Origin of the sequence: Paenibacillus tarimensis, from assembly GCF_021532315.1 — a bacterium.
Taxonomy (GTDB): domain Bacteria; phylum Bacillota; class Bacilli; order Paenibacillales; family Paenibacillaceae; genus Paenibacillus_I; species Paenibacillus_I tarimensis.
Genome location: NZ_JAKGAO010000006.1, coordinates 281341 through 304232 on the forward strand (window position 1 = coordinate 281341; position 22892 = coordinate 304232).

Genomic DNA, 22892 nt, shown 5'->3' on the forward strand with positions numbered 1-22892 from the left:
AGATCCGGCTGGATAAGATGCTGGCCAATATGGGCCTTGGAACGCGCAGTGAAATCAAGAAGGCCGTGAAGCAGGGCAGGGTAACGGTGGAAGGGAAGGCCGTTAAGGACAGCGGAATCCAGGTCGATCCTTTCCAGGATCATGTGGAGCTCGACGGCGAGGCTGTCAGCTATCGGGAGACCATCTATCTTATGCTGAACAAGCCGCAGGGAGTTATATCGGCAACGGAAGATACCAGGGACAAAACGGTGCTGGACCTGCTGGAGCCTCAGGACCGTGTCCTTGCCCCCTTCCCCGTTGGCAGACTGGACAAGGATACGGAAGGGCTCCTGCTGCTGACGAATGACGGCCAGCTCGCCCATGAGCTGCTGTCACCGCGCAAGCATGTGGATAAGACCTATGAAGCGGAGGTATCCGGTCTGGTAGGGGAAGCGGACATCCAGGCATTCAAGGCAGGTGTAACGCTAGATGACGGCTATGTCACCATGCCTGCCAGACTGACAGTCCTCCGGACGGAGGAACAGCATGAGGGCACGGCAGTTTCTTATATCTCTCTGGTTATTCAGGAGGGAAAATTCCATCAGGTAAAGCGAATGTTCGAAGCAGTCGGCAAGAAAGTAATCTTCCTCAAAAGGGTAGCGATGGGAACGCTGAAGCTGGACCCTTTACTTGCATCCGGCAGCTATCGGGAGCTGACGGAAGAAGAGCTGGAAAGCTTAAAGTCGCACCGCGGACAGAGCGGTTAAACGGCATGCGAAAGGCCGCCTCAACTGAGCTGTCAAGGAAGCGGCCTGTACGGATGTGGCGGTTACATGCCCATTCTTCGCAGCCCCTTAGGATAGTGATTCTTAATCTGGCCGCCGCTAGCTTTGCCCCAACCGAGCGGGCAGCCGTCAACGGCCACAAGACCCCATCCGGTGCAGCCGCTGCCGGCCGTTATCGTCTCCCCTTTAAGATAAGCTGCTGTATCGGGGTGACCGGGAGCGGCGGTTTGAACCCATGCGGCCTCACTAGCGCGGATATGCTTTGCTAAGGCATGAGAGGGCTCTACGCGGTTCTTGCGGATGTCGCACAGATGCAGACCGCCCCGGGCAATCTTCAGGCCCGGAAGGCTGGCGGAGGTAAAGCGTTTCTCTGCATCGTGCGGAAGCCAGTACAGGGCATCGCCAAAACGGACCGGTTCACCTTGCTGAGAGAGGCTGAAGCCGGGTATAAAATCTGCTGCGAATCGTATGAACAGCTCCAGTTCAGCCGCAGCCGAGGGCGTGTTAGCCCGACCCTTGCGGCCTTTGGATTGCGCTGGATAGACGGCTGCATGCTGATTCATCACATCAGCCGCCCCGCTGTCCTGTTTGCGGAGACGGGCAACGAAATGACCCTCACCCCGCTGCTCATGCGGCCAAATCCGTTCCTGCTGTTCGACGGTGAAGTCAGGGTGAGCCGCTGTGAAAGCTTCAATTACGCTCTCGTTCTCAGAACGGTTAAAGGTACATGTGGAGTACACCAGTATACCGCCTGGCTTCAGCATAATAGCTGCATGACGGAGGATGTCTGATGACCTGCTGGCGCACATTGCGACATGCTCGGGAGACCACTCGGTCATGGCGTCCGGATCCTTGCGGAACATTCCTTCGCCGGAACAAGGTGAATCGAGCAGAATACGGTCGAAGAACGCCGGGAAACGTGCAGACAGCCGATCCGGTGTTTCATTCGTGACAACGGTACGCGCAAAGCCCAGCCGTTCCATATTTTCGCTTAGTATCCTGGCACGGGCTGGGTGAATTTCATTCGAGATTAACAGGCCGCGTTCATTCATCTTGCCTGCTATCTGCGTTGATTTGCCGCCTGGTGCCGCCGCCAGATCAAGTATCGTTTCCCCAGGCTGGGGATCAAGAAGCTCTACGGCCGACATGGCGGACGGTTCCTGGATATAGTAGAGACCGGCATCATGGTACGGGTGTTTGCCCGGCCGGGCGGATTCGTCATAGTAATATCCTGTGGAGCACCATGGAACAGGCTCAAGTTTGAAGAGATTATGTATGCTGCCGAATAAGTCCGGGTTTGATGCAAGCTTGCCCGGATGTATCCGCAGGCCGTATGTTCTAGCTTCATTATAGCTCTGCAGAAAAGCAGCCGCTGCCGCTTCATCGAGCATGTCCTGCATCTGGGCGATATAAGCATGAGGTAAAACCACTTCCAATGTCTCCTTCGCTAACGGTTATGGTGATTCGTTTCTAGTCCGGCTGGTCCGCTGGACTCATTAAATCTTCATGATTATATCATAAGGTTCGATTGCTGGCTTAACGGAGAGGAGCCGGGCAATGCTAAAAGGCCGGCAATTCCTGAGAACCAGGAGGCACCGGCCGGTCTGCCGCGTGATATGCATCACGGACTCTATATTTAGTATAGGGAAATCGTAAGCGTGTCCTTCTCGTTAATTGCATGAAGGGTAGCTTCGCTGCCGGATATCTCGACGCTGATCAGCGAACGGAGGCAGTTTTGCAATGCTTTCTTGCCGGTTTGCAGCTTGCGGTTAAGAACTTCGCCCAGCTTGTCCAGCGCTTTCTTGTTGTTGCTCTCATTCAGATATACAGGAATGGGTTTATTTTGAAGGGATATCATTGTACGCATGTGACAGCACTCTCCTCACCTAATTATTACTTGATGATAGTATAACGAACAATTCTTAAAAAGGGCTTAAAATTTGATTGTAAAAAATTAAAATGAGTAGATTTTCAAAATTCGTTCATAATTTTAACAGATACGCCCTAATTTGCGATCTATGCCCTGTACGGCTAACGAACACCCCATCCTAATACCCGCCTTGTGCAAAATTGAAACACAGCCGGCAAAATAATTGATATTCGCAGGCTCGGCCTGGAGGCCAGCAGGATTTTTGTGGAGGATGCAGAAGGTTAGTACAACAATTTCTTGTAAACAAGACGAGGAGGCAGAAGGTAAAATGGAGATCATGATTACTCATGCAGAGCTTACCCATAATGAAGAAGACGGCTATGTAGGGAAAGTGCATTTGAAGGTGGCTGGACATAAACAGGACTACGAGGTAGCGCTGCAGAGCAAAAAAGGGAAGAATTGGTCCTACGGATTGTTCTTCCTTAACGAATCCGGCAGTGAGGATGATATTTTCGAGGTTGAGGACTATCTGGAAGAGAATGATGAAGCATTCCAAGCCATAATTGATGCGGCAAAAAATTCTTTAAACAGCTGAATATATACAAAGGAAGTTATGGGAGCGCCCCTGCTAGGGGAGGCTCCTATATTTTGCGGTCAAATTTATACATATTGTGGATACTTGTGGAGTAATTTACAATTAAAGAGGTGTGGTGGTCCGGGACTTCAGTCGGGTACATGTAATTATGGTATGTGGGAGGCAGTTTGTTTCAGAGCAGGGACGTCTGGGTAATGTTTGATTATATAATTTCCAGAATGAGGAGCGGTTGATAATGAACGAATGGAGGGCAAAGCGGCATGGAAACAATCGTTAAGCGCGCAACTCTGCAGGAACTGGACGTCATGACGAGTTTATTCGAGCAGTACCGTCTCCTGAACGGCGGCAGTCCCGAAATGGTGGGGTTCGAGACGGAACAGGAGCTCGAGCAGATGCTTGAAGGCCAGCAGTGTATCGTGTTTGTTGCGGTTAAGCAGGTTAATGGGGTTCTTCATTATCTCGGATACGCCAAGCTTGGCTTGTCGGCTGTACGCCGGAACTGCGAATGGGTGCTGAAAGAGTTGTTTGTTCTGCCGGAAGCACACGAGAATGGTGTGGAAGAAAAGCTTCTTACCGCTGCTGCTTCTTACGTTAACCTTAAGGATGTTAAAGCGCTTTTGGCAGAAGCTTCTCTGGAGAGCGACCAGATGAAGCCGTCCTTTGAGGGCATAGGCTAAGAATAGGATTACCGGTACTTATAGCTGCTTGTCAACATATATCTCTGAGCGCCGCGGGCCAACCGCGGCGCTTTTTGATATGCGGTGTGCCTTTGACAAGGAGGGAATCTTCCACAATAATGGTGAGATAAACTACAAGGGCGCGGAGGACTAATTCAATGAAATCAATCGTGTTGGCGGAAAAACCCAGCGTGGCAAAAGAAATTGCACGAGTTCTGGGATGCAGCAGCAAGCAAAAATCACATTATGAAGGGCAGAATTATATCGTAACCTGGGCGCTTGGCCATCTTGTGACGTTAGCGGAGCCGGAGGACTACGATCCGGTATATAAGCAGTGGAGTCTGGATACGCTGCCCTTGCTGCCGGATGACATGAAGCTGAAGGTCTTGAAGGAAACCTCTCATCAGTACAAGGCAGTCGCTGCTCTTTGCAAGCGACCGGATATTGGGGAATTCATAATTGCGACAGATGCGGGACGGGAAGGAGAACTGGTAGCCAGATGGATTATGAAGCTTGTCAAATGGCGCAAGCCGTTCAAGCGGCTCTGGATCTCTTCCCAGACGGATCAAGCCATTAAGGAAGGCTTCAAGCAGCTGCGGCCTGGCAGGGAATATGATCACCTGTACGCGTCGGCAGTATGCCGGGCTGAGGCGGACTGGCTGATTGGTCTTAATGTTACACGGGCACTGACCTGCAAGTACAATGCCCAATTGTCCGCAGGCCGTGTTCAAACGCCAACACTGTCGATTCTGATGAAGCGAGAGGATGAGATCAACACATTCATCCCGCAGCCTTACTGGACGCTGGAGGCTGACTGCGGAAGCTTCAGGGCTCACTGGCGTGAGAAGGAGAATCATGATGGACGGATCAGGGATAAGGAAACAGCCGAGTCGCTGGCAAGTCTGCTTAACCATTCAGAGGCAATCGTGGAGAAGCTGAAGACCGCAGAGAAGCATGAGCCTCATCCGCTAGCTTATGATTTGACGGAGCTGCAGCGCGATGCCAACAGGCGGCTCGGCTTCTCCGCAAAACAGACTTCAACTGTTTTGCAGCGGTTGTACGAGCAGCATAAGCTGGTCACCTACCCGCGCACCGATTCCCGCTATTTAAGCTCGGACATGGTATCTACGTTAAAGGGAAGGATGCAGAGCATCGCTGGAGCGAGCCCTTATGCCCCTTTAGCCAAGAAGCTGCTTAGGGGTTCGCTCGCCGTTACGAAGCGAATTGTCGATGACAGCAAGGTGACGGACCATCATGCCATCATTCCAACCGATCAGTATGTGCAGCTGGGGGCGCTCAGCAATGAAGAGAGAAAGCTGTATGATTTGATCGTCCGGCGGTTCCTGGCTTTATTTTGTGAACCTTACCGTTATGAGGAGACTAGTGTAGTGCTTGCAGCGGACGGTCACCGTTTTTATGCCAGAGGCAGAGTGCCTAAGCAGGAGGGCTGGCGGGAAGCCTACGGCAGCATGCAGAGCCTGGCGGAGGAAGATACGGATGAGCAGGAGGATGATACGCGGGGTGAGCCGGATCAACTGCTGCCTGAACTGAAGGAGGGACAGAGAGTTCCCCTCAAAGCCGTTAAATATAAGGAGCGCCGCACCGAACCGCCTGCCCGCTATTCGGAAGCCTCTTTGCTCACCCAGATGGAGAAGCACCAGCTTGGCACTCCTGCCACCAGGGCGGATATCATTGAGAAGCTGTTGTCTTCCGATACGATTGAGCGAAACGGCAGCCGCTTGAAGCCGACAGGCAAAGGCAAGCAGCTGATTGAGCTGGTAGTGGATGAGCTGCGGAGTCCGGAGATGACGGCAAGCTGGGAGGCGGAGCTGGAGCGTATTGCGAAGGGGAAGGGCAACCGGGAAGCATTCATGACCGGCATTCGTGAGCAGGCAGCCAAATGGGTGGAGGAAATCAAGCAGGAAACGAAAACGTACAAACCCCATAACCTTACTCACTCCCGTTGTCCGGAATGCGGCAAGCCCCTTATGGAAGTGAAGAGCAAGAGAGGACGCTCGCTGGTATGCTCAGACCGTGAATGCGGATTCCGCCGCTCGGCAGAGCCCGCTCTCTCTAATAAGCGCTGCCCGCAGTGCAGGAAGAAGATGGAGATCCATACAGGAAAAGCGGGTAAATATGCCCAGTGCCGCCATTGTAATGTGATCGAAATGCTGGACGGCAGCAAGGCGCCCCGCGGACGGGTTAATAAGCAGGCGATCGAGAAATATTCAGATAATGTATCGCTGACCGGTGGTCTGGCGGATGCGCTTAAAGCGGCACTGGAGAAGAAGGATTAACGAGCTTCTTAGCTCTTCACCAGCAGGTCGGCTGCACCCAGCGCAATTAGATGGACCGGATAGAAGCTGCGCCATATATAACGGGGAATGACTAGCTTATCAATCAGCCGCAGCAGCTGCGGCAAGAAGGCAAGGATGAAGGTCGAGCCCACACTGTACATTTGTGTGAACCATCCCGGCATTGCAGCGGCAAATAATACATTCAAACCGAAGTGGAGCAGCACCATCAGGCTGGAATGTGTATAGCGGTAAATGAGTACCAGCAGAAGTGCGTAGCTGCCGTAGTTAAAGGATAGCAGATCGAGTGACAGGAAGCCGGCGGTCAATATCAGTGAGACAGCGGCCGGATGCTTATATAAGTCGATAAGCCACAATGCCACCAGGCAAACCAAGAGGGTGCCCACTACATTAATGTCATCACCGCCGAGAGCCCACTGGTACGGTACCTGGGATATAACACCGATTAGTGCAAGCCTCAGCATGTAGCGGCGGATATTTCCGGTTAGCCTATAGCCAAGCACTAGTGCATAAGCATAGAAAGGGAAGGCCAGTCTGCCGACTATCCGCCATGCGGGATCATCAGGAAAAAAAACGATGCCTGCGTGATCGATCAGCATGGTGAGCATGGCGAGCAGCTGCATGGATTCACCGCCTGTTCCGCTCAGATTTGAGCATATAATGCAGTATTATAGCGGATTCATGATTCGGCGTAAAATAATAGGTCAACGGATCAACGGCCTGAGCCGAGGGTAAGTGCTGGAGTTTCGCGGGTGGGCTTATCGTGGTACACTAAAAGACAGGACTGTAGTAACCTTGGGTCCTTGGCACCTATTATTCCAAATCCGGGGAGGTAACAAAATGGACAATTGCATGCTGGTAAAGAAACCGTCACTTAACCTGGTAGGAATCAGTTATTCGGGTCCTTATTCCACGTTTCCTGATGAAGCAATCCGGCTGCAGAACGACTTCATGGCCCGAAAGCATGAGCTGAACGATAATGTTAAGTCGGCTGTTTTGTTTAGTCCCTACTTTGGTAATGAAGTGTTTGTAACCTATTGGGCTGCTCTTGAGACGCATCACATGAGCTCTGTGCCGAGCGGCATGGTTCAATTCACCATTCCGGAGCATGAGTACGCGGTTGTGACAACAACCAATAAGCGAATTGGGGAAGGCTATGAACAGATCTCAGCCTGGATGAATGAGAAGGGCTTGAAGAAGCATGAGTTTGCCCTGGCTATCGAGGTGTTCTTCGTAGATGCTCATCTGGATGAAGAGACGGTCGAGCTTTGGATACCCGTTCGGGAGGCCGAGGAATAGGCTGTGGCAGCAGGCATGCAGGTGTTCTGTAACGAGTTGTCTGCGTGCAGGATGACTTTAGACGATGTTGGCGCTTTCTGTTTGCGGATTGCAGCGCAGCTGTGCTCGGTCTGCTGCTTGTTCTGTTCCGTAGCATTTATACATAAGGATAGCTGTTGAACGTTAACATTGCTTTTGATCCGCTATAACAGAGAACAGCCTGACGCTCTTTCGGCGGCAAGCTGTCCTGAGCTGCTGATGCGTGGCAGCCTGTCTTTTTAGGATGATTTGGCACGTGACGGCCGGAAGGCCGTCACTTTATTTTTACCGGTAGTCTTGGATATGTACATGGCTTCATCAGCCTGCTTAACAGTCTCTTCTATGGTAAGATTATCGGTCACCGTGCTCCATCCGACACTAACCGTGACTGGTGTTTCGGCTTCCACTCGTGCACGGATGACTTCCGCTACATCAGACGCTTTGACATCTGGCCGGGCTACAGCTGCTACCAGTTCTTCACCGCCGTACCTCCCTGCCGTACCGCAGCCGGAGGTTTCATCAATTATAATGCCTGCAACCTGCTTCAGCACCAGGTCTGCCTGATGGTGTCCCTGCGTGTCATTGAGGCGCTTGAAGTTGTCGATGTCACAGAAGATGACCGATACAGGGAGACCTCTACTCAGGTACCTTCGGGTTTTCTTCAAGAAATGCTGACGGTTAAACAAGCCGGTCAGGCCATCGCGGATCGATGATACATACACACTGCGCATCCGCTCCACGACACGCTCGAACAGGATGAGAAACAGGAACAGAAAATATAAGGCTGGCAGTATATGAATGCAAGCGCCCACCAGCGAGTCCTGCGGCGCATGTGCCGATGCAGCTATTATGAAGGCGAAGTAGACCGCAAGTGAGAGTGCATATTTGGTCTTTTGCCTGATCCGCGGCAGCACGATGGATAACAGCAGAGCGCAGGCAACGATTCCTGCGAGTCCTAGCGGTCGAAGCGTAATGCCTCCGGGTCCAATACCTCCGGCAGGCAGATCGGCTGCATTCCACTGCAGTGCGGCCGCCGCTGCGGCACCACCTGCAAAAGCCAGCAGCGATAGCCGGTCTAATTTTCCGGGAAGGGTATACAGCTCAAGCATAGCAAAGTTTATAATAATAAAGGAGAGCAGCCCCAGTCCCACATCAGCGGCCGCAGGCAGCCCGGCGGCAGGGACGATCCCAAAGGTATGGATCAAAGACAGGATAAGGCCTGTATTAAGAAGCTTATAAGCGCCGCGCCGCAGATTCCGGCGCTGAAGAAGGATGGACATCGACAGCATCAGCAGATTAATTGTGGCAACGGCTGATGCGCCTGCTATTTGCCCGTTCGGCCCGGAGACCCAATTCAGTATATTCATCATTTTCAGTCCCTACATTTCATTGAAAGTGTCTACATAAGCTTGTTTATGCCAATTTACAGAAACATACGTTCTATACTAACACATCTCAGATAGGTTTTAAACGACTTACTAAGGAGGAGTGCCTATGAATATTTTACAAGCCTTGTTCTTCCCTCCCGAACAGCCTGGCGGAGTGTCCTCCATGGTCCCGTATATACAGGAACGCTTCAATCGGATGGGGTGGAATATGGAGCTGTTCTCCCTGCCGAAGCGGATTCGGGGCAAAGGACAAGGGGAAGTGGTGTTTGATACATTCGATGCAAGTGTCTATGAGGGTTCGCCGATCGTCGACAAATACCTGCAGACATACCTGGATTATGTATGGTGGACCTCTATGCGTATTAAGAAAAAGTACGATTTGATTCACGCGCATCATCCGATACCCGCACTGGTTATGAAGCAGCTGTTTCCGGATACGCCGGTTCTGCTGACAATCCACTCCAGCTACGAACGCGAGCTGATTCTGAACGGCCGCATTAGTCCTGAAGGTGCTGAACAGAAATTTCTCACAGCCATATATGGTGAGCTTGAGAGTAAGATGGACCGCATCTTGACCGTTTCCGATTCTTTCCGGGCTTATCTGGCACCTTATATGCGCGATGCATCTGCCATCCATGTCATTCCGAACGGGTTTGATGAGAAACGGTTCAAGCCGGTCTCTCACGATAACGAAGTGCCACAGCTGATAACGGTATGCCGCCTTGTGCCTGCGAAGGGTCTGGACATTCTCCTGCGTGCCTGTGCGCTTCTGAAGCAGCGGGGAAATCCGTTTGTTTTGCATATTATCGGAGACGGTCCCATGCGCAAGGAACTCGAGCAGCTGGCTGTAGAACTGGATTTATACGATGAAATTATATTTTACGGTTACATGCTTCACCCGGAAGAATTCATGCCGTTCTTTGATATCTTTGTCCTCCCGTCCCGGGCAGAGGCTTTTGGCTCGGTATTTGCGGAGGCAGCGCTGTGCTGGCTTGCGCTTGTTGGAACGGACGTGGGCGGCATAGCGGAACAGATCGAGAATGAAGTCAACGGGCTGCTCGTGCCGCCCGAAGACCCGGAAGCCTTGTCTACGGCACTTGAGAAGCTGGTGTCCGATCAGACATACCGATATAACATGGCCCGTGCAGCATGGTCAAAAGCCAAAAATGTTTATTCCCTGCAGCGTGTCATCAGCCAGTTGAAGGATATCTACAAGTTATATCGGACAGAAGGCGCGGAATCATAACGAAGAGAGGAGAAAACGTGCATTTCTCCTCTACGAAGAATATGAACAGGGGATCAATCAGGGGATTGGGCGATCATGCCGCCTGCGAATAATCAGGTACATCCAGCCAAGGCTAACCGCCCCGAACATGGGGTACAGGGTGGATAGGAGCACTTCAAATCCGATCTGGGACAGCAGGAAGCAGAGAATAAGAATGCAGCCTGTTAAAGCTTGACGCGATAGGCCGACCCGTTCTTCAAGCTGCAGCGTTAACCCGTAGACATCGGAGATGAGAGTGGTGAAGATCTCAGCAAAAATCAGGAAGAGGTAGATCCATTGAATACTGGGACCAAGCTGCTTGGCAATGCCTCCCATGGGTATAGCGAGTTGAGAGATGCCCGGCATTTGGGTGGAAAGTGCAATATGCCCGACCAGCAGCATAAATCCGATGCCCACTCCTCCTGCGCAGGCTCCGGCGATAATCGTCCTGCGGTCGTTGATTTTGCTGCCAAGAGGGACCAGCACAGCTTGTGCCAAGGAAAGATTAAAAGCAGCATAAAGAAAGGGAGAAGCCCAGGCTGACAGCGGGGAGAAGTGATCGGCGGTAAACACCCACCGGTCAGCTTCGCTGGTCATCAGCGTGTCAAGGATTAGAATAATGGTGAACAGCAGCATGAATGGGACGACGACGGAATTGACGGTTACGATAGCATTCATGCCTCTGAGCAGTAAAACGTAACAGGCGGCCATTGTTATAATCAGGCCGGTCTGATAGGTGATACCGAAGTGCTCCTCGAAAATGGCGCCTCCGCCTGCCAGCATTACCGCACTGACCCCGAAGAGTACGATCATCATAAAATAACTGACCCATACCCCAAAACGCGGGCCGAATAAGTGCTTGTTCAAATCCTCATAAGACCGTGCGCCAATTCCCGCTGCAATGAGCATCATTTTGGCGCCAAGCCAGACGAAGAGAATCATGGCAATACCGATTGATATCGTGCCCCAATAGCCGTACCGGGTAAAAAACTGGAGTATCTCCTGGCCGGTGGCAAAGCCGGCGCCAACAACGGTTCCTATGTAGGTAAAAGCGATTTGCAGCACTCTAACCGGCTTCATTCGCGGCAGTCCTCCCTGCATATAAGTCATAAAGACGCTGCTCTAATTGCAGCCGTCTTCACCTATATCTATGCGTTTGGGAGGACAGGCATGACAAGCAAGGAATACAATTCGGGAGAGTGAGCTTGGGAAAGAGGTCGGGTGTTATTCTGAGTAAGGGAACAGCTTCATGGAAACAATCCGGCCCGTGTCAGGTTCAAGGTCCAGCTTCAGCATCGTTTGCTCAGCTGTATAAGTGAGGACAAACTTGGTACTGCTGTGAGGAGTGCCAAGCACCTTCTTGGCCTTGTCTCCCTCGTCCCCGATGAGCAGCTTGGCAATACCAGTCTGTAATCCCTCGCCGTACACCTCTACAAAATGGACATGTCCGCCTTCATCGAATCCCACGGTGAACCCTTCATAATCATAGACTTCGACTTGGCTCTTGCGCTCGCTCAGCGAATAGGAATCGGCGGGAGAACCATACTGCTTGGTTACACTGCTGCGAGAATCGCCGAGGGAAATACCCTTTAAGGAAGGGGAGGATAACCAGGTGTCCAGGGCTTCCTTCTGACTGCCATCCGATTCGCTGGCCGTATTGGAAAGCCGGCCTGAACCCTGCTTCCGCTCTTCGGTGGTTTCCGAAATGGCGGGAGATTGATCCGAAATCCGATTGTTAAAGGCTTGCTGCGGACTATCTGCGGCATGTCCGGGCGACTGCGAGACAGGCGAAGAGTAGCTGCTTGGCGAGGTCTCCCCGGTAAGGCCTTCTTCATCTTGCTCGGAACAGGCCGCTGTTACGGTTATCAATGCCATTAAGGCAAGCGGGATTGTATATCGCCTTGAGCGGCGGCTGATTCTATAGCTCACAGCTGCACCTCCTTTCTTCATGGCGGTTAACAGGAATAAGCTTACTTCCAGTCAGCTACCAAAAAAACCATATGTATGTATGACGAAATAATCAGAAAAAAGTTTCGGTCAGAAGCTTACAAATTCCTTAAAGGCAGGGCTGCACAGTCGAGTTGCGTCTCACATGCAAGCTATGGTAATTTAACGTAAAGGGTTTTGGGTGGAAGGAACGTGAATCGATGGATCTGTTAAAAGAAAAAATACTTAAAGAAGCCTCAATAATGACAAGTGATGTCCTTAAGTTAGACGCAATCCTAAATCACCAGGTCGATCCCGTGCTGATCATGGAAATGGGAAGGGAATTTGCCCGGAGATATGCGGAAGCGACCATTACGAAAGTCATCACAGTGGAGTCATCAGGTATTCCAATCGCCTTCGCAACGGCTTTGACGCTGGGTGTGCCGCTGTTATTCGCGAGACGGAAGAAAACACTGCTCGCTGACCCGGATTCATTCAGTGAACGAGTGCCTTCCTTTACGAAAGGGATCGTCACCGATATTATGGTATCGAGGCAGTTTCTTACGCCAGACGATAAGGTACTGTTCATTGACGATATTATCGCCAACGGGGATGCGGCACGCGGATTGATCAAGATAATCGAGCGCTCTGGCGCAGAGCTTGTCGGGCTCGGCATCGTAGTCGAAAAATCGTTCCAGGCGGGAGGTCGCACAATTCGTGAGCAGGGTATACCTGTGGAGTCACTCGTGAAGATCGCATCACTTGATAATGGACAAATAACATTTGAGTAAGAACTTCCCTTGCTCGCTCACTTTCCCTGAGGTGAAATTTAATTTATAATAGGGTTAAGTGACCGAGGGGAGGCAGAAAAATGGAAAAATTAGAGCTGTCCGTATCTTTCTTTGAGACGAAGTTGTCCACGGCCAAGACGCACTTTGAACGTGCGCTCGACTGCAAACATACAGAATTCGATGATTTATACCCTTATATGATAGAACATCCGCAATTTTTCTGGTATAAGCGGTATGTTGCCTGGTCGGAGCTGCTGACGATCGTTAAGCTTTGTGAGGAGCTCAATGTGGAGTGGCGGGCACAGTTCACGGATCGGCAGGCCGAGTATATCGACAAGCGCGTGATGTCCTCCCGTGTACTGGATGAGTGGTACGAGACGAACGATCTGCGTGAAACAGTCGGTCATTCGGAAGAGTAGTATTTGATAGATCCGCGTGTAGACGTAGAGCCCATATAGGACTTATACCGCCTTCAACCAGGACCTGTGGTTGAAGGCTTTTCTTTAATAGATTGGAGGAGCACAGATGATTACAGAGGAACAGCTGGACGAGTATCGGGTGCAGGGCATCCAGGTTCGGGTTGAACGGGATGATATGGAGGCGAATGACGTGGTAGGTATTGTCGTTGCCTGGGATGAGGAACAGGTTATGATTCGCAAGCCGAGCAGACGTGTCGTGAAATTAAGTCGGTCATACCGGTATGTTCCTGCGAGCACGCCACGACAAGCTGGTCAATGGGAGTCATAAAGTCAGGCTCTCCTTCCGCTTGATTTATCAGAAATTTATAAAGATTTTGATAAAACGGCTATTACCCGCTTGTTAATGCTAAATTTTGTGATATGCTATTACAAAAATAGAAGGCTAGCAGGCACACCTGTCATTCAGGAATGCTGTTTCACAAGCGGTTAGCCCGTTTAATAGTTAGGTAGGATAGGAAGTTATAGAGATACCATACAAGGAGATGAAGGTTATGAATCCAACAATGAAACAATACTTCGACGAACTGTATAAGACGACCAGCGAACTGTTGGATCGAATTAAGCGTTATGAGCGTGCAGACAGCAACGCAGAAGAGATCAAGAATATGTATAGGACATTTTATGATATCGAATATACGAAAGCCATGCAGGTGCATGACCGCGATTGGATGGAGAGAGCGGTTATGAAGCTGGAGAATATGAAGCTGAGATTGCTGACCATTATGGAGGACAGACTGTATACAGCATAAGATGGTCCCTATGTTTGACATATAAGTCTAACTGCGCAGTACTACACCTTCCGAAACAGCCCCTTCTAATCCCGGCAGATTGTACAGGACTCCATTCGGCAATGCTATTAAGAATAAAAGTCAGGAGTCCGCGCGGCTTAATCCGCATACGGACTCCTATTCTATAATAAGAGCTGTGGATATATGCCGGACGAGCTGCTTTAATGAAAAAAAGTTTATGAACCAGCTTCAGCTGAATCATAAACTTGTTGGTAATAATATGTATGGTGCGGTCGAGAGGACTCGAACCTCCACGGCTGTTACACCACTAGAACCTGAATCTAGCGCGTCTGCCAATTCCGCCACGACCGCATGTGTTTGAACACAAGAAACAATATAACATGCTGATAATATAAAGTCAAGTTAGTTAGAAAAAAATGTCCTCAGAAGAGGTAAGTGTATAGAGTTTAAACCGACCTATAAACCCATAAAAATAAAAAACAGGATCATAAATGCCTAAGCAATTTACAACCCTGTTGATACCTATGTATGGTGCGGTCGAGAGGACTCGAACCTCCACGGCTGTTACACCACTAGAACCTGAATCTAGCGCGTCTGCCAATTCCGCCACGACCGCATGTAAACCGAATGCCTAACGTCTTATATTAAGACTTCGTTAACAGCCCCGATCACGTAAAACATCTTAGCATGCTGCTCGAAATAAAGTCAAGCTAAACCGCAATGTTCTAATTTTCAGTTTATTGAATCTGATGTAACAGTTCACTCAGCCATGATCATATACTGCCGGATCCCGCTGCATATAGCTTCGGCGATACGCTGCTGCTGTCTGGGATTTGTGAGTATCCCTCTGTCCCGGTCATTGCTGAGAAAGCCGGTTTCTACGATAACGGCAGGACATTTAACCCTTCTTAGAAGGAAGTAAGTGCGGCTCGCATGGGGATTGCGGCTCATCTGCTGCTGAGCGTTAAGTGTATTCTGGATAGAGGCAGCGAGTATGGCGCTTCTGCCTTCCGGCTGATGAATGACAACCGGACCATGAGCGGCTGCGCTGCTCGACCAGTTGACATGAAGGCTCACAAAGGCAGTAACCGGTATTTCCTCGGATAGCTGTTTGCGCTGGGAAAGATCCTTCCTGTGACGGGAACGGGTATAATGCCAGCGATTCTCCTCGCTGAGCGCATAATCGCCGGTGCGGTTCATCACGGCATTAATATGGTGGCTTCGAAGCAGCAGGTAGAGCCGGCTGGCAATTGCGAGATTAATATCCTTCTCTAACACAGAGTTCCAGCTGGTTCCGCTGTCTATCCCGCCATGCCCGACATCGATAAGTATCTCCGCCTCGGGCATCATGCCGCTTGGTTGAGGGCGGTTTTTGTACGGTGCAGATGCAGAAGTGACGGGACTGTTTAGGAGGATTCCCAGAGCCAGGCATGCCGCTGCCAGCCTGCGTACAGTGAATATCGTTGTGGGTCGTGGCATAAGTAAAGTTCAACTCCGCTTATCGTAGAATGGTTAGCATGCTTTTGAAGCTGTTCTTAGAATGTGCAATGTAACCATGAACATACATGCTTGGAGAGTTTAAATGGTCCAGTTGCCGGGAATAATAGACTTACCAGCAGAGAACGGACCTGAAGCTAACCAGGAATGGAGTGCAGAGATGAAAATGAAGGATGGGGCCGAATATGTTAAATATGTAACTGCCCGTTTGGTCAGGTACATTGATACCCCTTCGGAGGAAAGGCGGCGGATCCGGTTAGATGCCAGGAAACGGAAAGAGCCATGGCTTGTCAAATGGTTCGGATGGGCGCCCTATAGTGTTCTGCTATGGTATCGGTCTATGAAGACAAAACTGCGGCCGGGCACCCGGATGCCGGCTGACCTTGGGCAGACAGAAGAGAACAATCATGGCCGGAGCACGAGCTAAGGCTAATCGTAAACGGAAGCATGCCGCTTGACTTCATCGTAGAGAAAATAACGGGTGCCTTGTTCCTGCTCAATTTGAACATAAGCGATTCCCCCGCTCCAGAGATGCAGACCGTTCAATTGAGCAACAGCAAGCCAAGAGCCGTCAAACCACTCGGATGTAAGCCGCAGCTCCTCATTCCTCGCCAGCTTACCTGCCAGCATATTGCTGTTCTTCAGTTGAACCGGCTTGCCGGTTAACCATGGGAGGCGGGCATACAGATCAAAGGCCTTCACGCGGACCGATTTATTGAGCTTGGGGGTGGAAGCCAGGCTGGTAATGCCGGTCATCATGAGGTCAGCTTCGGGAGCCTTTACTGTGCTGGACCACTCTTGATCTCCAACGGGGAGCTCCTCGGCCGTGTAAGCATCCAAGTACAGTGAGGAGCCTTCAGCTGTATGTATATGCCATACAGCTAATAATGGATTAATATACAGCCTCTCCGTAAGGAGGGGCTTTTTGGTGTTGTCTGCTGTTGTGAATCCCATGCGGGCAAGACCGTCTCGCAGGGTGGTCATGGCGAATAACGGATGTTCACCAAGCCCATACTCTGTCAGGTGATATCCTTGACCGTCCGGCAGAGCATGTACAATCAGATAGCCGGCTGTTTTGCTGCCGTGTTTAAAGTGGACAACCCAGCCATGGGTACCGGGACCGATCGGCATAATATCCCGTTTGGCTGTTAGCAGCTCCTTGAAACCTGGCTCAGCGCTGAGTCCTTTCAGCCATGTATCGATCTGTATGTTCAGCTCGCCGGTTGAAGCAGGCTTTACGGCTTGTCTGGCGTAAGCGTCCGCAGAACATGAAAAGAGCAGTGCGGTAATCAACAGCCATGCAGATACGATGCGCAAAATAGAATCTTCTCCTTTGTAATGGAATAAGTATCGACTTCCGTACAGTCATTGTAGCGGACAAGCCGGCGGAAGGCTGTTGCAACCTGTCGCGCGGTTTTTTCTTGCCCGCTTCTTATTTTGCCGGACAGCTGCGAATCACGTCCGTTTCCGCTAATCAATCCCCGCGAGATGAAAGATACCGCAGTTTATAGCGGAAGCCGTCACCCTGGGTGAGAGCTGCCAGCGAATTTCGTCCTGGCGGTTAGCATACTGTGCCGTTATGGCTGCATGCTGTTCTTCATCTTCTGCGCCTGCTATTAGTGGCTCATAATAGAGTTGGATTCGCTCCAGCTCATCGTCAAGCCGCGCCGCCGCCTCTTCTGCCCAGCTGTAATCATAGCTCTTGAGCTTGCGCTCCAGCTGCTGCTCGATCATACCGGCGGCTTTGGTAATTGTAAGGCTGCTTCTTGCAATGTGTATATTGGCAGGCAGCCGGGGCGTCATCTTTAATTTGAGCAGACGGTCATAGAACTGTTCAACACAAACGCCTGTCGCAAGGGAGATGCCGTACGAGTGCAGCTCTTCCCGCTTGCGGTCGCATTCAAAGCCAACCCTTATGTTAACGCCAAGCCATGGGGTGTAAGGCACAGATTCCAGCGGATGAGGCTTGCGGGATTCGGGTTCCTGAAACAGGCATACGAATTGTCCGCCGCTCCTAACAGCTTGAAACAGCTGATCCAGCCGCCGGGAACCAAAGTATAAATCCTCACGCGGCATTCGGACTGCATTAAGAGACCCGTGGATATGGCCGAAGGAACGGCCTAGGGCAGCTTCAACTCCGCCGGGCGGAGCGGAGACGAACGAATGTTCTTTTTCAGCAGCCTTAGCTTCGGCTGCATCATATTTGTCCCGGTCGGTGACAAATAAGAAGGACATCGTTTCCGGCTCCGCGCCGGTCCGGTCCACAAAGCTCCAGTAGTAAGGACGGCCGGTCAGTTCACGGTCAGCGGCTGGCGAGAGCTTGACCATAAAGTGGGACGGGGACTTTTCCAGAATACCGCAGCCTGTCGCTTCCAGATAACGCTCTACGAATTTGTGAATTTGTCGGTTATTCAAGGCCGCACCTCCACGCTATCCCCCAGATTATCAAGCAGTGCACTAAGCGGAGCGCCGTGCTCGGGACTGCTGCCCGCTTCGGAACGCAGCCGGTTTAACGAGCTGCCGAGCGTTTCCAGCTCGCTTTGCAGCTCTGCCTCTCCGGAGGATTCCAGCATCAGCTTGGCCAGCCGTTGCTCTAGTGGCAGTTCCTCCTTCTCGAACCGTTCCAGAATGTGATCCAGCTCCCCGATGACGAGCTCAAACAAGTTGATTTTCTCATGCAGCAGCGAAACGATATGCTCCTCGATGGTGCCTTTGGTACAGAGATTGTATATTTTCACATCATTCTTCTGCCCGAGACGGTGTACACGGCCTATCCGCTGCTCGACTCGCATCGGATTCCAGGGCAGATCAAAGTTAATCATGTGGTGGCAGAACTGCAGATTGATGCCTTCGCCGCCAGCCTCCGTGGCAATGAGCACCTGTGCCCGGCCCTTGAACAAATCCATCATCCAGTCCTTCTTGCCGCGGTTCATGCCGCCCCTGTAAGGGACAGCGGTCAGATCGTGACTTTTGAAGAATTGAAGCAGGTGCTCCTGGGTCGCACGATATTCGGTGAAGAGTATCACCTTGTCATCAATACTGCGAATGAGTTCGAGAGCTTTTTCGGCTTTGGAATTCGCCTTAATCTTCCGGATTACTTCGACAAGCTCCCATACCTTGGCGCGCATGGGCGACTCTTCCGGCATCTTCTTGAACATGTTGACAAGAGTAATGAAGACGGCGTCCCGGCTGCTGCAGACCTCACGCTGCAGCGTAACCAGAGACAGCATGCTGGTCATATCGCCGCCGCTCTCATCATAGCGTTCCTTGACGAATGCGGTTACAGCATGATAGAGCTCCTGTTCCTCCTCTGATAGCTCAACGATAATATTTTTGACAATCCGCTTCGTAAAATGGATGCCGCCGTCACCCCGCCGGTTGCGGATCATGACCTGAGATAGTGCTTCCTGCAGCCGATCCTCATTCTTTGGTATTCGCTTGTCAACGACATAGTTGGCCGAAAAATCACTTTGGCCGCCCAACTGGCCGGGCTTAAGCAGTGTAATCAAATTATAAAGCTCGTCCATATTGTTTTGGACCGGGGTAGCGGTCAGCAGCAGGCAGTATTTTTTGCGCAGCTTGCCGACGAACTGGTAGTTGGTCGTCTTCCGGTTCTTCAGCTTATGAGCTTCATCGATAATCAGCATGTCATAATCCTGATCAAGCAGAATGGAGCGGTGAGGGTCACGCTTGGCTGTATCCATCGAGGCGACAACCACATCATACTGCCATGTGTGCTCCTTCTTCTGGGCGACTGCCGATATGCCGAATTTGGAATTCAGCTCTCTCACCCATTGAAGCACCAGCGAAGCTGGAACAAGAATGAGCGCTTTGCGAACCAGCCCCCGTACCATATATTCCTTCAGGACAAGTCCGGCTTCGATCGTCTTGCCGAGTCCGACCTCATCAGCCAGGATAGCTCTTCCTCCCATTTCATGCAGAACCTTGCGTGCCGTTCCAACCTGATGCTCCATAGGTTCAAAAGCTGGCAGGACACGCAGGCACTGCAGCTCCTCGAAGCTTGTCACAAGTGTCGCCTGTGAAGCTTCCACCGCAAGCTGAAATATCGACCAGTCATCCCAAGGACCGTTACGCTGGATGCGATCATTCAGTTCTTCATGCCAAGAGCGATCCATATATAATGAAGCGTTCGGATGGAGCTTTTTGCCGGTGGTCTCGGTGCCCGGCTGCTCAGTGCTGTTCAATGGCCTCTGCATAGCAGCTCCTTTCCTAACATAAAGTGGGATCGTTAATTGTCGGTTACCATTAGTATGACCCTCTCGCGCCATCTTCATAAGAAAGAGTGAGTTTTATGAAAAATGCCGGGAGGGCAAGCATGGTGCCGCATACAAGGGGACGGACAAAGTTAATTCATAATTTTCATATTGGTATAACAATATATTGTGTAGTACAATGATGTTTGCACACAATATATGGTGTTTAATTTACATATGATAGCATTAGGCTTCATTTGTTTATTGGTGCGAAATTATCGCTTGTACTGGAGGCGTTAGAGTGGTGGAGACAACGAAAGTGAACCGCTTGGAAGGCTTAAGCGAGAAAATTTTTCTGGACCGTTATGCCTGGAAAAATGCCGATTCATCGCAGACAAAGGTCGGAGACGTCGTGCTCGTTCTGACGAAGGACGACCCAAAATTCCCTGCGAAGGAAGTCGGAGAAGTTATAGAACGCAGCGGGAATATCGTCAAAGTCCGTACAAGAACCGGCCAGATTGTGGAGTCAGATGTCGAGAAGCTGACCTTAACGATTGAGAAGACACCTGACGAGATGTGGAGCCGTCTAGCGGAGGCTATGTCGTCAGTTGAGGATACAAAGGAAAAGCAGGAGCTTTGGGCGGAACGGTTCCGTTATATATTGGAGGATTGGAAGCTGGTTCCAGGCGGACGGATCGCGGCAGGGGCGGGTACAAGCGAGGAACTCACCCTGTTTAACTGCTATGTGATTCCGTCACCGAAGGATAGCCGCGGCGGTATAATGGAGACATTATCGGAAATGACCGAAATTATGGCCCGGGGCGGCGGAGTTGGCATCAACCTGTCATCCCTGCGTCCGCGGCGGGCAATTGTAGCTGGGGTCAACGGCTCATCCAGCGGTGCGGTATCCTGGGGCGGGTTGTTCAGCTACACGACCGGCTTGATTGAGCAGGGAGGCAGCCGCAGAGGCGCGCTCATGCTGATGATTAATGATTGGCATCCCGATGTCATGGATTTCATTACCGTGAAGCAGACCATGGGACAAGTTACCAACGCCAACCTGTCTGTATGTGTCAGCAACGATTTCATGCGCGCTGTGAAGGAGGACCTGGAGTGGGAGCTTGTGTTCCCGGATACGAAGGATCCGGATTATGACGAGCTGTGGGATGGCGATTTGGCAAAATGGAGATCGCTCGGCAAACGGGTTGTACATTATAAAACCGTTCAAGCTCGCGACATTTGGCATACGATTATCGAATCTGCCTGGAAGTCAGCCGAGCCGGGCGTTGTATTCATGGAATACTACAACCAGATGTCGAACAGCTGGTATTTCAACCCTATTATTTGTACGAACCCTTGCGGAGAGCAGGGCCTGCCGGCATGGGGCGTCTGTAACCTTTCGGCACTGAATCTCTCCCGCTTCTATGATGAAGCCAACCATGACGTGGATTGGGAAGAGCTGTCGAAGGTAACCCGCTGGTCGGTGCGTTTCCTAGACAACGTAATTGACAAGACGCCTTACCACTTTGAAGAGAATGAACGGAACCAAAAGCGGGAACGCCGCGTCGGTCTGGGCTCCATGGGACTTGCCGAGCTAATGATTAAGCTAAACATCCGGTACGGCAGTCCGGAATCACTTGAATTTCTTGATAAGCTCTACGGCTTTATGGCACGTGAATCATATCTGGCTTCCACTGAGATTGCGGCAGAGAAGGGCTCCTTCCCAGAGTTTGTTGCCGAGAAGTTTTTGCAGAGCGGCTTCATGAAGCAGATGGCCGAGACCTATCCCGAGGTTGCTGAAGCGGTGACAACCCGAGGCATGCGCAATGTTACCGTCCTGACCCAGGCGCCTACAGGCAGTACAGGAACTATGGTAGGCACCTCAACAGGTATCGAGCCATACTTTGCTTTTGAATACTATCGTCAAAGCCGTCTCGGTTATGACAAGCAGCTGGTGCCAATCGCCCAGGAATGGAAGGATGCACACCCGGGTGAGGAGCTTCCCGACTTCTTCGTGACTGCGATGGACCTGTCGGCGGAGGATCATATCCGTGCGCAGGCAGCTATTCAAAAATGGGTGGACAGCTCGATCTCCAAAACGGCTAACTGTCCGTCTGATTTCACGGTTGAAGAGACCAAGCGCCTGTATGAGCTGGCCTTCGATTTAGGCTGTAAGGGTGTGACCATCTACCGTGACGGCAGCCGTGACGTTCAGGTATTATCGACCAAGAGTAATGAGGAAAAGACGGACACACCTGCCCAAACCGGATCAGCTGCACAGGACAAGGCAGAGGAGCGTCCGAATGGAGCTTCCGTCAGCGAGCTGAACACTGCGCTGAACGCGGGTGTATCGAAGCGGGATGAACAGGTATTCGACAAGCAGTACAAGCGCCGCCCGACCGTGCTGCGCGGTGCAACCTACAAGATTAATACGCCATTTGGCATGGCTTATATTACCATTAACGATATTGACGGTACCCCAGGGGAAATTTTCCTGAACGTAGGAAAGGCTGGCTCTGATGTCTTTGCTATGGCAGAAGCACTTGGCCGGGTTTGCTCGCTGTTCCTGCGTTATGGTGACCATGGCAACAAGGTAAACCTGCTGATCAAGCATCTCAAGGGCATTGGCGGTACGGGGGCAATCGGCTTTGGCGCCAACCGTGTCGAGTCGATTGCGGACGCGGTGGCCAAGTCGCTGGAGCAGCACATTGGCGAAACGAACGGAGACCCTGTAAGCCCGCATGCGGAGACAGCACCAATTGCGGCGACCATTGAGATGCCAGATGAAGTGGAGGAGCAGGCATCCTCTTATGTCATCCCTGCTTCAGCGGATCATGGATCTTCGGTGAGCACATCGCGTGACCTCTGCCCCTCATGCGGATCGGCATCGCTGATTAACGTGGAAGGCTGCAAGACCTGCAGCAACTGCGGCTACAGCAGGTGTTCTTAAGATATGTAGTAAAAGCTAAATCACACATGCCTTTGTGATAATTAAATAAGCTGAACAATCGGCGTTGTTGTGAAGGAAGCGAACCACCAGATGTAA

General features: G+C 51.2%; 22 protein-coding genes and 2 tRNA genes. 12 read left to right on the forward strand and 12 right to left on the reverse strand.

All coding sequences use genetic code 11. From position 1 onward, the window contains the following. Window positions 1-17 precede the first annotated feature (17 nt). Window positions 18-746, forward strand: a complete 729-nt coding sequence (locus tag L1N82_RS06490; RefSeq protein WP_407946708.1) for a pseudouridine synthase — start codon at window positions 18-20, stop codon at window positions 744-746. Window positions 747-808: 62 nt separating this feature from the next. On the opposite strand, the gene L1N82_RS06495 is transcribed toward L1N82_RS06490, so the two are convergent. Together L1N82_RS06495 and L1N82_RS06500 are read right to left on the reverse strand one after the other, a co-directional pair. Then, the gene (locus L1N82_RS06495; protein WP_235286552.1) at window positions 809-2194 is read right to left on the reverse strand and encodes an RsmB/NOP family class I SAM-dependent RNA methyltransferase; all 1386 of its coding nucleotides are present in this window, start codon (window positions 2192-2194) and stop codon (window positions 809-811) included. A 206-nt stretch (window positions 2195-2400) separates the two neighbouring features. Continuing rightward, window positions 2401-2631, reverse strand: coding sequence for a 3-dehydroquinate dehydratase (locus L1N82_RS06500; RefSeq protein WP_111146722.1), 231 nt, complete (start codon window positions 2629-2631; stop codon window positions 2401-2403). Window positions 2632-2962: 331 nt separating this feature from the next. Between L1N82_RS06500 and L1N82_RS06505 the strand changes: the two genes are divergently transcribed. The 3 genes from L1N82_RS06505 to L1N82_RS06515 all read left to right on the forward strand — a co-directional run bounded on the left by L1N82_RS06505 (window position 2963) and on the right by L1N82_RS06515 (window position 6203). After that, entirely contained in the window at window positions 2963-3229 is a 267-nt protein-coding gene (locus L1N82_RS06505; RefSeq protein WP_235286554.1) for a hypothetical protein, read from the forward strand. Window positions 3230-3489: 260 nt separating this feature from the next. Then, entirely contained in the window at window positions 3490-3906 is a 417-nt protein-coding gene (locus L1N82_RS06510; RefSeq protein WP_235286555.1) for a hypothetical protein, read from the forward strand. 158 nt (window positions 3907-4064) lie between these two features. Beyond that, complete coding sequence (locus L1N82_RS06515; RefSeq protein WP_235286556.1) at window positions 4065-6203, forward strand: DNA topoisomerase III; 2139 nt, start codon at window positions 4065-4067, stop codon at window positions 6201-6203. Window positions 6204-6211: 8 nt separating this feature from the next. Here the strand turns inward: L1N82_RS06515 and L1N82_RS06520 are convergent, their stop codons facing one another. Further along, window positions 6212-6844, reverse strand: a complete 633-nt coding sequence (locus L1N82_RS06520; RefSeq protein ID WP_235286557.1) for a TraX family protein — start codon at window positions 6842-6844, stop codon at window positions 6212-6214. Between the two features lie 217 nt (window positions 6845-7061). Between L1N82_RS06520 and L1N82_RS06525 the strand changes: the two genes are divergently transcribed. Continuing rightward, a complete protein-coding gene (locus L1N82_RS06525) occupies window positions 7062-7520 on the forward strand; it encodes a GyrI-like domain-containing protein (protein WP_235286558.1) in 459 nt (152 codons plus the stop codon). Window positions 7521-7777: 257 nt separating this feature from the next. On the opposite strand, the gene L1N82_RS06530 is transcribed toward L1N82_RS06525, so the two are convergent. Next, window positions 7778-8905: a GGDEF domain-containing protein gene (locus L1N82_RS06530; protein ID WP_235286559.1), complete on the reverse strand. Its 1128-nt coding sequence runs from the start codon at window positions 8903-8905 to the stop codon at window positions 7778-7780. A gap of 127 nt (window positions 8906-9032) precedes the next feature. Between L1N82_RS06530 and L1N82_RS06535 the strand changes: the two genes are divergently transcribed. Next, on the forward strand, window positions 9033-10172 hold the full coding sequence (locus tag L1N82_RS06535) for a glycosyltransferase family 4 protein (protein WP_235286560.1): 1140 nt from the start codon (window positions 9033-9035) through the stop codon (window positions 10170-10172). Window positions 10173-10229: 57 nt separating this feature from the next. On the opposite strand, the gene L1N82_RS06540 is transcribed toward L1N82_RS06535, so the two are convergent. Both L1N82_RS06540 and L1N82_RS06545 read right to left on the reverse strand, forming a co-directional pair. Then, window positions 10230-11270: a YkvI family membrane protein gene (locus tag L1N82_RS06540; RefSeq protein WP_235286561.1), complete on the reverse strand. Its 1041-nt coding sequence runs from the start codon at window positions 11268-11270 to the stop codon at window positions 10230-10232. A gap of 144 nt (window positions 11271-11414) precedes the next feature. Next, entirely contained in the window at window positions 11415-12119 is a 705-nt protein-coding gene (locus L1N82_RS06545; RefSeq protein WP_235286562.1) for a hypothetical protein, read from the reverse strand. Between the two features lie 218 nt (window positions 12120-12337). Between L1N82_RS06545 and L1N82_RS06550 the strand changes: the two genes are divergently transcribed. The 4 genes from L1N82_RS06550 to L1N82_RS06565 all read left to right on the forward strand — a co-directional run bounded on the left by L1N82_RS06550 (window position 12338) and on the right by L1N82_RS06565 (window position 14135). Then, window positions 12338-12907 (forward strand): xanthine phosphoribosyltransferase, encoded by a 570-nt coding sequence (locus tag L1N82_RS06550; protein ID WP_235286563.1) that lies wholly within the window; start codon window positions 12338-12340, stop codon window positions 12905-12907. Window positions 12908-12987: 80 nt separating this feature from the next. Next, window positions 12988-13326: a hypothetical protein gene (locus tag L1N82_RS06555; RefSeq protein WP_235286565.1), complete on the forward strand. Its 339-nt coding sequence runs from the start codon at window positions 12988-12990 to the stop codon at window positions 13324-13326. A 106-nt stretch (window positions 13327-13432) separates the two neighbouring features. Continuing rightward, complete coding sequence (locus L1N82_RS06560) at window positions 13433-13654, forward strand: hypothetical protein (RefSeq protein WP_235286567.1); 222 nt, start codon at window positions 13433-13435, stop codon at window positions 13652-13654. A gap of 223 nt (window positions 13655-13877) precedes the next feature. After that, entirely contained in the window at window positions 13878-14135 is a 258-nt protein-coding gene (locus L1N82_RS06565; protein WP_235286569.1) for a hypothetical protein, read from the forward strand. 264 nt (window positions 14136-14399) lie between these two features. On the opposite strand, the gene L1N82_RS06570 is transcribed toward L1N82_RS06565, so the two are convergent. The 3 genes from L1N82_RS06570 to L1N82_RS06580 form a co-directional block, all read right to left on the reverse strand. Continuing rightward, window positions 14400-14486 (reverse strand) — tRNA-Leu (locus tag L1N82_RS06570). 178 nt (window positions 14487-14664) lie between these two features. Continuing rightward, window positions 14665-14751, reverse strand: a tRNA-Leu gene (locus L1N82_RS06575). A gap of 143 nt (window positions 14752-14894) precedes the next feature. Next, on the reverse strand, window positions 14895-15614 hold the full coding sequence (locus L1N82_RS06580) for an N-acetylmuramoyl-L-alanine amidase family protein (protein ID WP_235286570.1): 720 nt from the start codon (window positions 15612-15614) through the stop codon (window positions 14895-14897). A 178-nt stretch (window positions 15615-15792) separates the two neighbouring features. Between L1N82_RS06580 and L1N82_RS06585 the strand changes: the two genes are divergently transcribed. After that, complete coding sequence (locus tag L1N82_RS06585) at window positions 15793-16059, forward strand: YqzE family protein (RefSeq protein WP_235286571.1); 267 nt, start codon at window positions 15793-15795, stop codon at window positions 16057-16059. A 2-nt stretch (window positions 16060-16061) separates the two neighbouring features. On the opposite strand, the gene L1N82_RS06590 is transcribed toward L1N82_RS06585, so the two are convergent. The 3 genes from L1N82_RS06590 to L1N82_RS06600 form a co-directional block, all read right to left on the reverse strand. Further along, window positions 16062-16949 carry a hypothetical protein gene (locus L1N82_RS06590; RefSeq protein ID WP_235286572.1) on the reverse strand — a complete coding sequence of 296 codons (888 nt, stop codon included), beginning with the start codon at window positions 16947-16949 and terminating at the stop codon, window positions 16062-16064. A gap of 153 nt (window positions 16950-17102) precedes the next feature. Continuing rightward, the gene (locus L1N82_RS06595; RefSeq protein ID WP_235286573.1) at window positions 17103-18047 is read right to left on the reverse strand and encodes a YqhG family protein; all 945 of its coding nucleotides are present in this window, start codon (window positions 18045-18047) and stop codon (window positions 17103-17105) included. Next, window positions 18044-19849 carry a DEAD/DEAH box helicase gene (locus L1N82_RS06600; protein ID WP_407946706.1) on the reverse strand — a complete coding sequence of 602 codons (1806 nt, stop codon included), beginning with the start codon at window positions 19847-19849 and terminating at the stop codon, window positions 18044-18046. Before L1N82_RS06600 ends, L1N82_RS06595 begins: the two co-directional genes overlap by 4 nt. 301 nt (window positions 19850-20150) lie before the next feature. On the opposite strand from L1N82_RS06600, the gene L1N82_RS06605 reads away from it, so the two are divergent. Then, complete coding sequence (locus L1N82_RS06605) at window positions 20151-22796, forward strand: adenosylcobalamin-dependent ribonucleoside-diphosphate reductase (RefSeq protein ID WP_235286574.1); 2646 nt, start codon at window positions 20151-20153, stop codon at window positions 22794-22796. The last annotated feature ends 96 nt before the right edge of the window (window positions 22797-22892 follow it).